An 11093-nucleotide genomic window follows, 5' to 3' on the forward strand; every position below is an offset into this window, starting at 1 on the left:
CCGTTCCCAGCGCGCCCCGCGCCTGGCATGCTGGCGGGGTCTCCCGTGTCCGCGCGCCGTCCGCGCGCCGAACCGGGCCGACGGAGGGGAACGCATGGACGGCTGGGCCGGGGGGCTGCCGCCCGCTGCGCACGACCGCATCGAACGCCAACGGTCGAGCGGCGTGGCCGGGTCGTTGCTGTCCGCCGCCGGCGCGGCCGCGATCCGCGCGGTCGACCTCGCGCCGGTCGGCGAGGTCTTCGGGTGCGTGGTCGAGCAGCTCGCCTACGCCGGTGGCGGATGTGGCATCTGGTCGTCGGGGCTGAACATCCCGTTCGGCGGCGGGTACTCGGCCTTCCCCAACGGTTCCGGGACGGCGACCCTCGGACGCTCGGGACCGTTCGGCTCGGGCGGCTTCGGGTCCGGACCCTTCGCCTCGGGTCCGTTCGCCTCCCAGCCCGGCGGGTACGTCCCCTGGACCTCGCCCGTCCTCACCACGGGGAGCGACGGCCGGAACGCCGGCTTCGGCTCCTACGTCCACGCCGTGCAGGAGGCCTGGCACGGGGCGCTCGACCGGATGATCGCCGAGGCTGCGGCCCTCGGCGCCGACGGTGTCGTCGGTGTCCGCATCCGGCGCACGCGGCTGGAGACCGCGACCCACGAGTTCACGGCGACCGGCACCGCCGTGCGCACGCTCGACGCCTCGGTCTCGCCGCACGCGCGGTCGGCACGCGACGTCTGGGCGGCCGGGTCGACCGCCGAGGAGGTCGCCGCCCTCATCCGCTCGGGCTGGGTCCCACGCGGGATGGCGTTCGGCGTCTCCATCGCCACGAAGCACGAGGACCCGCTCCTCAAGTCACAGCGGAGCGTCTGGTCGGGCAACGTCGAGATCGAGGGCCTCACCGAACTCGTGAACGCCGCCCGTCACGACGCCCGGGTGCAGCTCACCCGTCGCGCCGCACCGCTGAACGGCTCGGACATCGTCATCACCGGCAGCAGCCTCGGCGAGTTCGACACCCCGTGCGGCGAGGAGGTCGACCTCCACGCCGAAGCGACCTTCACCGGCACGGTCATCGCGCCAGGCCCCATGCACGCGTTCCGCGACCACTCCGCGACGGCCGCCGCCCGGCGCGACGTCACGACCGTGATCCCGCTCCGCGACACCACGAGAGGAACCACCCGCCGATGAGCACCACCGGACCCGACCTGTCCCGCGTCCCGCTCCCCGCCGACGCCACCGCGCGCCTCGACGAGGGACGGCGCCGCCTGTTCACGTCGGACCTGTCGGTCAACGAGTTCCTGCTCGTGCGGCAGGCCGGGTTCCGTCCGGTCGGCCTCGTCCTCGGCTCGAGCGTCTACCACGTCGGGATCCAGACCGGACGCTGGAGCAAGAACATGGAGCTCGACAAGCTCAGCCAGGCGATGTACCACGCCCGGGAGCTCGCCATGACGCGCATGGAGGCCGAGGCGGACCGACTCGGTGCCGACGGCATCGTCGGTGTCCGGCTCGAGATCGAGTTCAAGGAGTACGGCAACGACCTCGCCGAGTTCGTCGCGGTCGGCACCGCCGTCGTCGCGGACGCCCCGCCGCCCACGGGCAAGTGGCGCAACACCCGGGGCCTGCCGTTCACGTCGGACCTGTCCGGGCAGGACTTCTGGACCCTCATCCAGGCCGGGTACGCGCCCCAGGGCCTCGTCATGGGCACGTGTGTCTACCACATCGCCCACCGCGGCATGATGGCGTCGCTCGGCACGATCGGCCAGAACACCGAGATCCCGCAGTACACCGAGGCCCTCTACGACGCGCGGGAGCTCGCGATGGGCCGGATGCAGACCGAGGCCGAGTACCTCGACGCCGAGGGCATCGTCGGCGTGCAGCTCCTGTCGCTGCCGCACCGGTGGGGCGGCCACACGACGGAGTTCTTCGCGATCGGCACCGCGGTCCGGCCCCTGCGCGAGGACCACGTCATCGCCACGCCGGGGCTCGTGCTGCCGCTCACCGACCGATGACCGTGTCGCTCCCGGTGCCCCTGCCGTCCGCGGACGAGCCGCAGGCGCTCGTCGAGGCGCTCGCGGTGAACGCCGCGCGCGCGCTCGGCCCCGCGGCCGACGCGGCGCTCTCGGTCGAGCGCGACCGGTCGCTCGGCGATCGCCTCGCCGGGCGTCCCGGGACGGTGACCGCCCTCCGGCTCGAGGGCGTCGACGCGCGCATGACGTTGCGCCTCGAGCGGCACCGACTCACGGGGGAGGCCGCGCAGGTCTCGGGCGGCGTCGTGATCGCGCGTCGGGCGATGCCGCTCGGCGCATGGCTCCAGGCGTTCGCGGGCGAGGTCGCCGCGGTGGCCGCGGACGCCGCCGGCGACGCGGCCGTGGCCGCACGGGCGCTCGCGGCCCTCGGTGTCGCCCCGGCCGCCGACGTCGTGCGCGTCGACCCGTCGGACGTCGCCGGCGGTCTGCTCCCGCTCCGCGCGGCCGTCGCCGGACGCGTGCCCGAGCCGGCCGCCGCGATCGTCGACCGGATCGCCACGGCCCTCCAGGAGGCCCTGCCGCGCGTCACCGGCACCGGCGAACCCGAGGTCGTGGTCACCCGGACGGCGACCGACTACCTGCCCGAGACGCTGCGGGCGTACCTCGCGCTCCCGGCGGAGTGGGCGGCGCACCACCGGCTGTCCGACGGCCGGACCCCGGCCGAGGCGCTCGTCCAGCAGCTCACCGCGCTCGAGCAGGCGGCCGCGCGGATGCGCGACGCGGCCGTCGAACGCGACGCCGACGCCCTCCTCGTCAACGGGCGCTTCCTCGACGACCGGTTCCGGACCTCCCGGCTCGACCTGCCCTAGCCGCCCGGCCTGCCACGCGCGTCAGGCGGTCCGGCTCGCGTCCTCGGCGTGGGAACGAGCGAGCGCTCCGCGGGCACGCTCGACCTGCGCGCCCAGCGCGTCCACCGTCGTCGCCATGGACTGCACGGCACCCGCTCGGTAGGCGTCGATCGCGTCCATCGTCGCGAACACCTGGTCGAACGCGTGCTGGAGGGTCTCGACGCTGACCCCGGACGACGTCGCCTGCTCGTGCACGGCCGCGGTCTGCTGCCGGAGCAGGTCGCTCGTCCGGCCGATCATCGCGTCGGTCGCCGAGTTGAGCGCGGCGACCTGTTCGAGGACGAGCCGCTGCTGCCCGAGCGCCTGCGCGACGACGATGGCCGTGCGGAGCGCGGCGACGGTGGTCGTCCGTGCGCGGTCGACGCCGCGGATGAGCTCGAGGTTGTTCTTGCGGATGAGGTCGAGCGCCAGGTACCCCTGCACGGACACGGCGATCTGCGTCGCGAGGTCCTGCCGCCGCTGCCGCACGGGGAACAGCGCGTCGGCGACCAGCGCGTCCGCCGCGCGGCCGTCCGAGGCCCGGAGCGCCTCGGCCTTCGCGCTGATCGCGTCGTCGAGGGCGGCCGCCAGCGTGGCGTACTCCGCGAGTCGTCCCATCGTGGCCCACAGCTCCGCCCGCTCCTGCTCGATGGCGGCGTTGTCCCGGCGCAACGAGTCCTGACCGGACACGAGCGCCGTGATGATCGCGTCGAGTTGCTGCTGCGCGGACTCGTACTTGTGGAAGTACCGGGCGATCCGGTTCGCGCCCGGCAACCGACCGAGCAGGCGGCGGGCGCCGGTCAACTCGGCGCGCGCGGGGTCGAGGTCCGTGACGGTCTCGCGGAGGTCCTGCAGCGTCCGGGCCACCGCCGCCTGCGGATCACCCGCCGGGCCCTGGCCCTTCGCGGCGGCGAGCGACGTGGCGGGCCGCTCGAGCATGCGGCTCGACACCTGCGACGCCGACCGGATGTCCTGTTCGCCCATCCGCACGAGGTCGTCGACCCGCTTCGTGAACTCGGGGCTGCCGGGCTGCTCGGCGGCGAGTGCATCGGCGAAGGCCCGGGCCTTGTCCTGCAGTTCCGACCGCTTGTCGGCGGGGACGGCCACCATGCCGACGGCCTGGTCCGGCTCCACCTCGGGCACGGCGGCCGGCGGCGTGAGCTGGAGTTCCTGCCCGGTCGGCTCCGGCGGGGTCAGCGGTGCGTCGAGGTCGAGTTCGGACATGCGGTGTTCCCCCTCCGGCGACCGGCCGTCGGCGCCCGCGCCCAGCGTAGGGCCGGCGGCGTGGTGTGCGCCGGACGGCTCCCTGAGAAGACGGTCATCGTCCAGGGCCGACGGGCGCAGCGCGATCCGGGCGCGGCGGCCCGCTCCTGGCGCGGCGGCCCGCCGTCGCGGCCGTTCCTCCTCAGACCGTCAACCGGTACATCCGCGCCTGCGCGTTCCCCGCCTCGGTGCCGATCGTCAGCCCGGCGGTGGTGGGCGTGACGGACCAGGGCGCGCCGACGCCGGCGGGCGGGTAGACCTGCTCGACGGTCGGCACGCTGCCACCCAGGTGCGGCAGGGCGAGCTCGACGTCGCCGGCCGCGGCCGGGAGGCGCCACACCACCAGGAGCGTCTCGTCACCGGCGTCGAACGCGACCGACAGCCACTGGTCGTCCCACGTCGGCAGCCCGGTCGGGAACCGGGGGACCGCGCGGGCGAGGGTGTGCTTGGTGGCCTGGTGGGCCTCCACGGCGGCACCGACCAGGGCGAGCTGGTCGTCATCCATGCCGCTGAGCACGCCCGCGAGGTACAGGCGACCGGCGAGTCCGGCACCCATCGCGAACACGATCTCCTCGTCCGACATCGTCGGCTGCGGGTACGCCCAGTTGCCCGCCTGCTCGGGCAGCACGTGTGCGAGGGCCCCGACGGCGATCGCCGGGTACAGGAGCGGGTCCTGCTGGTCCGAGGTGGACTGCAGCTGCAGGGTGCCGAGCATCGCGGGATCCGAGCGCATGGCCCCGGATCCGCAGTTCTCGATGACCAGGTCCGGGTGGCGGTCGAGCACGTCGCCGAGCCACGCCAGCAGCGCCCGGTCGTGTTCGAGCAGGCCCTGGCCCGCGGACTCGGCGCCGACGTCCGTGCCGGCGCCGGGCGTGACGTTGTAGTCGAACTTGAAGTAGCCGATGCCGAACTCGGCGATGAGCCGGTCGACCGCCTCGTCGAGGTGTGCGCGTGCCGCCGGGGAGCGCATGTCGAGGAAGTACCGCTGGTGCTCGCGGATCCGTTCGCCGTGCCGTCGGAGGAACGCCTCGTCGGGGAGCGTCTCGGCCGCGGTGCTCGTGACGCCGACCACCTCGGGTTCGAGCCAGACCCCGGGCACCATGCCACGGTCTCGGATGTGGTCGACGACCGCGCCGAAGCCGTCCGGGAACCGCAGGGTGGACGGCCGCCAGTCGCCGACGCTCGCCCACCATCCGGCGGAGTCGTCGTACCAGCCGGCGTCGATGCAGAAGTACTCGGCACCGGCCCGCGCTGCTGCGTCGACGAGCGGCAGGAGCTTCGCCGTGGTCGGGTCGCCCTCGAGGGTGTTCATGTAGTCGTTGAACACCACGGGCAGCGTGTCACCGACGGGGTGCGGTCGTCGGGCCGCGCGTCGATGTGTGGCGAGGTTCCCGAGGGCGTCCTCGAACGACGCCGCGACGGTCACGGTGACGGGCACGGTCGTGAACGTCACGTCGGGCGTCAGGGTGAGCGACCACTGGTGGTCGGCGTCCTCGGGACCGAGCAGCGCGACGTAGGCACCGTCGTGGGAGCGGTCGCCCTTCGGTGGTCCGTACGGCTCCGGCGCGCGGACCCGGTCCTCGATCGGCACCGCGCCCCGGTTCCAGTCGGGGTCCTCGCCGACCTCCCAGTGCCAGGCGCCGTTGTGCTCGATCTGCCACGCGAGCGTTCGGCCGGTGCTCCGGGCGACGGCGGCACCCGCGGGGTTGTACAGGCCGGACGACCACGTCGAGGTGCTCGTGGCGGCGATGCGGTTCCGGCTCGTCTCGCCGCGCGCCCCGGGGTCGATGGACGGCAGACCGGGGGCGCGGAGCGCGGTGGGCGCCCACCGGTTCTCGGCGGACCACCCGGTGCGCGCCGACCAGATGTCGAGGTCGTCGATGTCCTCGGAGACCACGGCCCCGGTGGCGAGACTCGTGACCGCCCAGAGCGTGAGGGGAGCCGCGCCGTCACGGAGCGACACGGTCGTCGCGGTGCGGACGGCGGGCGCTCCGCCGACGAGCTCGAACCGCGAGGTCACGACGAGCCCGTCGGGGTGCTCCTGGCGGATCTCGAGGCACTCGCGCCCGGGCCGTCCGTCGGTCGCGGGCTCGGTCGTCGCGACGTGCGTGACGTACCGGAGGCCCGCGCCGAGTTCGGTGCCGTCGAACCGGTAGCTGTTGTTCCGCCGCCCGTACCGGGGCGCGAGCACCTCGACGAGGGGCTGCGTGGGCAGCAGGTCGTCCTGGATCCGCGGCGCCGGAGCGGCCGGACCCGCCAGCGACACGAGCCGGACCGGCCCGTCCTCATCGGCGGCGAACGTCAGGGTGAGGGATGAGGGTTCCCAGGAGAAGTGCGTCACGGTGCTTCCTCGCATCGGTCGGACGGGTCGGTCAGCGGCGACCGTAGCACCGCGAGAGCGGTTTTGGTAACGTTTACATTCGTTATCATCCCGTTACCGGACGCGCTTGACCGGCTTCCCGGCCGCCGGACATGATCGTCCCCACGTTCCGGAGCCGAGCAGCCCGGGACCCACATCCGGCCCAGGCGGACACCCCGTCCGCGGGGCCCCATCGGCGATGGCGCCGGTGGTCCGTCGGCGTGCCCGCCGGCGGTCTCGTCAGGACTCGAGGAGGCGTCCGTGAACGATCAGAAAGCCCAGCCCGGAGACGACGGACGGCTCTCGCGCCGTGGGTTCGTCGGCATGGGCGCGGCCATCGCGGGCGGGGCCCTGCTGTCCCCCCTCGCCGCCGCCGGCGTGCCGTCCGGCGCCGCCGAGGCCGCCGTCCCGAAGAACGTGAAGGCCGACCTCGTCCTGTCGACGTGGGACATCGCCGCGGACCTCGTCACGTACGCGAAGTTCGCCGCGGCGTACAAGAAGACGCATCCCGGGGTGAACATCAAGATCCAGAAGACGCCCGGCGGCGACTTCAACCAGTGGTTCACGACACAGCTCAGCGGTGGGAGCGCGCCCGACATCGTCCGCGTGACGTGGCAGTCGTTCGGCCGGTACGCCGAGAACGGCGGCCTCATCGACCTGTCGAAGTGGGTTCCCGCGCGGTACGGCAAGGGGTTCCAGAAGAGCTTCTGGCAGGCGTCGCTGCTCGACGGCAAGCCGCACGCGATCCCGCAACACACCGACACGTTCGCCACCTACTACCGCAAGGACGTCTTCGCGGCGATCGGCGAGCAGCCCCCGGCGAGCATCGGGCAGGCGTGGTCGCTGTCCGAGTTCCACGACCTGCTCGTCAAGGTCAAGAAGCAGACCGGCAAGTACGGCATGGTCTACGGCTTCGGCGGTCCGAACACGGCCTACCGCTGGCTCCCGTTCCTCTACATGATGGGCGGCCGGTTGCTCGACAACGACCTGAAGAAGCCGATGATCAACACCAAGAAGGGCATCGCCGCGCTCGACTGGTTCCAGGGCCTGTACAACGACGGCCTCATCCCGAAGTCGAACACGATCAAGGCCTCGAACGACGCCTCGACGCTCAACAGCTTCACGACCGGTCAGGTCGGCGTCATGCTCTACGGCGACTGGCTCATGGGGGACGTCGGCAAGGGCCTCGACCAGTCGAAGTGGGACGTCACGTACATGCCGAAGGGCAAGAAGGCCGCGTCCGACCTCGGCGGGAACCTGCTCGGCGTCTCGAAGTCGTCGAAGCACCCCGACGTCGCCGCCGACTTCATCAAGTTCGTCTGCAACCAGGCGAACATGGAGTACTTCTGCGAGAACGACCTGTTCCTGCCGATCCGCACCGCGCTCGACGCCGACTCGCTGCACTTCAGGTCCAACAACGACCAGATGAAGACGTTCGTGGAGCAGGTCGCCACGATCCCGACGAACATGGCGAAGATCGAGACGAGCCCGCAGTTCAACCAGATCAACGAGGTGCTCGCCGACCAGCTCGACCTCTGCTTCATCGGGACGCAGACCCCGAAGGAGACGGCGAAGAACATCTCGGACGGGATCAGCCGTGTCGTCGGCTAGCGAGGTCGCCGCGCGCGGGGTGGTCGGGTCGGTCGACGTGCGACCGTCGTCCCGCACCGGCGGGCGGCCGCCGCGTCGGGGCGGGCGGCGTCGCGTCCCGGTCGCCGTGCCGTGGACCTTCGTCGCCCCGTCGCTGCTCCTCTTCGTCGTGTTCGCGTTCGGACCGATCATCGTGTCCGTCGTGCTGTCGTTCCAGGACGTGCAGACGTTCGGCGGCGGGAGCTGGATCGGTGGGAAGAACTACGCCGACATCCCGAGCGACCCGGTGTTCTGGACGAGCGTGTGGAACACCGTCGTGTTCACGCTCGGCACGGTGCCGACGTCGGCGGCGATCGGGCTGCTGCTCGCCGTGCTCCTCAACCGCAGGCTCCCGGGCCGCGGCGTCATCCGCAGCCTGTACTTCCTGCCGATGGTCGTGTCCGGCGTGGCCGTGTCGCTCGTCATGGCGTGGATCTTCAACGCCGACAACGGGATCGCGAACGCCGCGCTCCAGGCGCTCGGGCTCCCGCGGATCACCTGGTTGTCGTCGCCGCACTGGGCCATGGCCACGGTCATCCTCACGGTGGTCTGGGGACGGATCGGGTTCTGCATGGTGACCTACCTGGCGGCGTTGCAGAACATCAACCCGAGCGTGCTCGAGGCGGCGAGCGTCGACGGTGCCGGCAGCGGCAAGCGCTTCTCGAACATCGTCTGGCCGCTGCTGCGACCGACGACCTACATCCTCGTCGTGCTCAACGTGGTCTTCTCGATCCAGGCGTTCGACGTCATCTACGTGCTCACCGGCGGTGGTCCCGGGTTCTCGACGACCGTGCTCGTGCAGTACATCTTCCGGGCCGCGTTCACGCAGGGGACGATGGGGTACGCGTCCGCCGTCGGCGTGCTCCTCGTGCTGACGCTGCTCCTGCTGACACTGGTGCGGAACGTCCTCGCGCGCCGCACCGAGGAGGACCAGGCATGAGCACGTCGACATCGCGTCCCGTCGAGCGGGTCGGCAGCTCCACCGCCGTTCCCGCCCGTGCCGTCGGACGCTCCACGGCCGGTCGCCCGGGAGGCACGGCACGCGTCGTGCGCACCCGTCCCGACCGCCGCGTACCGATCCAGGACCGGATGACCCCCGCGCGGTGGGTCATCTGGGCGGCGATGGTCCTCGGGGGACTCGTCATGGTGTTCCCGGTCTACTGGGTGTTCGTCACCGCGATCAGCCCGGGCGGCCTCGCCCAGACGTCGGGGTTCTCGCTGTGGCCGCATCGGGTCGACCTCGGGGTGTTCGCCAAGGCGTTCGCGGACCAGCCGGTGCTGACGTGGCTGGTCAACTCGGTGGTCATCGCGGTCGCCGGGGTCGTCATCTCGGTGTTCATCAGCGTGCTCGCCGGGTACGCGTTCGCGAAGTTCTCGTTCCGCGGACGGAACCTGCTGTTCGGCGCGATGCTCGTGACGATCATGGTGCCGATCCAGGTGGTCATGGTGCCCGAGTTCGTCATCATCTCGAAGCTCGGACTCGTCGGCACCCCGTGGGCCGTGATCCTGCCCTCGGCGGCACAGGCCGTCTCGATCTTCATGGCCCGGCAGTACATCCAGGCGATCCCGACCGAGCTCATCGAAGCGGCTCGGGTCGACGGCGCGGGGGAGTTCCGCACCTTCCGGACCGTCGTGCTGCCGGCGTGCGGCCCGCTCGTCGCGGTCCTGACGATCCTGACGTTCGTGTGGCGGTGGAACGACTTCGTCTGGCCGCTCGTCGCCCTGCAGAAGCCGGAGAGCTACACGATCTCCGTGGGCTTGTCCTCGCTCAACGGGTCCTACTCGCACCCGTGGGACGAGATCATGGCGATCACGCTCATCTCGATGATCCCCGTGATGATCGTGTTCTTCGTCTTCCAGCGGCAGTTCGTGCAGGGCATCGCGGAGTCCGGCATCAAGTGACCGGCGCGTGGTGTCGGGATAGCATCGTCCGATGGTCGAGCGTCCGCCCCGCGCGCCGGGCATCGCGGACGTCGCCCGGATGGCCGGCGTCTCGGTCGCGACCGTCTCCCGCGTCCTCAACGACCCGGGGGTCGTGAGCGAGCGGCGTCGGACCGCCGTGCAGGACGCCATCGTGCGACTGGGCTACCGGCCGAACGAGGCGGCCCGCGCGCTCAAGTCGGGTCGCCAGAAGATGATCGGCGTCATCACCGGGAACACGACCCGGTACGGGTTCGCCTCGGTGCTCCGGGGCATCGAGGAGGCCGCGCGTGAGGGCGACTTCCTCGTCACGATCACGGTCGTCGAGAACGGGGACCCCGACCACGTCCGGTCCGCGGTCGAGCTCGTGCTGTCCCAGCCGTTGTCCGGGATCATCGGCATCGAGTTCGACGAGTTCGTGACGGCGGCACTGGCGCGGATCCCCGCGACCATGCCGACCGCCACCGCGGCGATGGTCGGCACGAACCGGTCGGGCCTGCCCTACGCATGGCTCGACGACGAACTCGGTGCGCGACTGGCGACCGAGCACCTGCTCGCGCTCGGTCACCGCACGGTCCACCATCTCGCCGTCGACTACCCGAACGACATCGGGCACGGCCGGACGTACGGGTACCTGGCCGAGCTCGCCGCCCGCGACGCGCCGGTGCCGCCCGTGGTCGCCACGGACTGGGCCCCGATGAGCGCCCGGGCCGCCGCGATCGAGCAGCTCCCGGACGACGCGACCGCCGTGTTCTGCTTCAACGACGAGGTCGCGATGGGCGTGCTCCGGGCGATGGCGGACCAGGGCCGCGCCGTCCCCGGCGACGTCAGCGTGGTCGGGTTCGACGACATGCCCCTCGCCGAGGTGTGGACGCCCGGGCTCACCACCGTCCGGATGGACTTCGCCGGGCTGGGCCGCGCCGCGTTCGAGGTCCTGCGCGCGACGATGGCGGGTGCCCCGCCCCCGACCGCGCGGGCGATCCGGCCCTCCCTCGTGGTCCGCGGCTCGTCGGGCGCACCCCGCGCCGCCGCGCGACCGTGACGCGTTCGACAGTCCCCGCTCGGACGCTCCCGCCGGGCCGACCCGG

General features: G+C 72.2%; 9 protein-coding genes. 7 read left to right on the forward strand and 2 right to left on the reverse strand.

Features of this window, described 5'->3' with window-relative positions:
* Positions 1-94: 94 nt before the first annotated feature.
* The 3 genes from DEI88_RS07110 to DEI88_RS07120 are packed head-to-tail and all read left to right on the forward strand — an operon-like array spanning position 95 to position 2816.
* Positions 95-1168: a heavy metal-binding domain-containing protein gene (locus DEI88_RS07110; RefSeq protein ID WP_111025986.1), complete on the forward strand. Its 1074-nt coding sequence runs from the start codon at positions 95-97 to the stop codon at positions 1166-1168.
* Positions 1165-1989, forward strand: coding sequence for a heavy metal-binding domain-containing protein (locus DEI88_RS07115; RefSeq protein ID WP_111008766.1), 825 nt, complete (start codon positions 1165-1167; stop codon positions 1987-1989). Before DEI88_RS07110 ends, DEI88_RS07115 begins: the two co-directional genes overlap by 4 nt.
* Complete coding sequence (locus DEI88_RS07120) at positions 1986-2816, forward strand: hypothetical protein (protein ID WP_111036375.1); 831 nt, start codon at positions 1986-1988, stop codon at positions 2814-2816. Before DEI88_RS07115 ends, DEI88_RS07120 begins: the two co-directional genes overlap by 4 nt.
* Before the next feature lie 21 nt (positions 2817-2837).
* Here DEI88_RS07120 and DEI88_RS07125 read toward each other — a convergent pair whose 3' ends face one another.
* Together DEI88_RS07125 and DEI88_RS07130 are read right to left on the reverse strand one after the other, a co-directional pair.
* On the reverse strand, positions 2838-4058 hold the full coding sequence (locus DEI88_RS07125) for a toxic anion resistance protein (RefSeq protein WP_111048560.1): 1221 nt from the start codon (positions 4056-4058) through the stop codon (positions 2838-2840).
* A gap of 181 nt (positions 4059-4239) precedes the next feature.
* Positions 4240-6438, reverse strand: coding sequence for a glycoside hydrolase family 36 protein (locus DEI88_RS07130; protein WP_181441227.1), 2199 nt, complete (start codon positions 6436-6438; stop codon positions 4240-4242).
* A 279-nt stretch (positions 6439-6717) separates the two neighbouring features.
* Here DEI88_RS07130 and DEI88_RS07135 point away from each other — a divergent pair, with 279 nt between their 5' ends.
* The 4 genes from DEI88_RS07135 to DEI88_RS07150 are packed head-to-tail and all read left to right on the forward strand — an operon-like array spanning position 6718 to position 11047.
* Positions 6718-8067: an ABC transporter substrate-binding protein gene (locus DEI88_RS07135; RefSeq protein WP_111008770.1), complete on the forward strand. Its 1350-nt coding sequence runs from the start codon at positions 6718-6720 to the stop codon at positions 8065-8067.
* Positions 8054-9025: a carbohydrate ABC transporter permease gene (locus DEI88_RS07140; RefSeq protein ID WP_258370061.1), complete on the forward strand. Its 972-nt coding sequence runs from the start codon at positions 8054-8056 to the stop codon at positions 9023-9025. The genes DEI88_RS07135 and DEI88_RS07140 overlap by 14 nt, the downstream gene beginning before the upstream one ends.
* Positions 9022-9987, forward strand: coding sequence for a carbohydrate ABC transporter permease (locus DEI88_RS07145; protein WP_258370060.1), 966 nt, complete (start codon positions 9022-9024; stop codon positions 9985-9987). The genes DEI88_RS07140 and DEI88_RS07145 overlap by 4 nt, the downstream gene beginning before the upstream one ends.
* Positions 9988-10018: 31 nt before the next feature.
* Positions 10019-11047 carry a LacI family DNA-binding transcriptional regulator gene (locus DEI88_RS07150; protein ID WP_111025996.1) on the forward strand — a complete coding sequence of 343 codons (1029 nt, stop codon included), beginning with the start codon at positions 10019-10021 and terminating at the stop codon, positions 11045-11047.
* Positions 11048-11093: the final 46 nt, after the last annotated feature.

Origin of the sequence: Curtobacterium sp. MCBD17_003 (genome assembly GCF_003234885.2) — a bacterium.
In the GTDB taxonomy this organism is placed as follows: Bacteria; Actinomycetota; Actinomycetes; order Actinomycetales; family Microbacteriaceae; genus Curtobacterium.

Bases quoted from the DNA above. Each gene is read 5' to 3' on its own strand.
- DEI88_RS07110 (WP_111025986.1), top strand. From the start codon at position 95: ATGGACGGCTGGGCCGGGGGGCTGCCGCCCGCTGCGCACGACCGCATC.
- DEI88_RS07115 (WP_111008766.1), top strand. From the start codon at position 1,165: ATGAGCACCACCGGACCCGACCTGTCCCGCGTCCCGCTCCCCGCCGAC.
- DEI88_RS07120 (WP_111036375.1), top strand. From the start codon at position 1,986: ATGACCGTGTCGCTCCCGGTGCCCCTGCCGTCCGCGGACGAGCCGCAG.
- DEI88_RS07125 (WP_111048560.1), bottom strand. From the start codon at position 4,058: ATGTCCGAACTCGACCTCGACGCACCGCTGACCCCGCCGGAGCCGACC.
- DEI88_RS07145 (WP_258370060.1), top strand. From the start codon at position 9,022: ATGAGCACGTCGACATCGCGTCCCGTCGAGCGGGTCGGCAGCTCCACC.
- DEI88_RS07150 (WP_111025996.1), top strand. From the start codon at position 10,019: ATGGTCGAGCGTCCGCCCCGCGCGCCGGGCATCGCGGACGTCGCCCGG.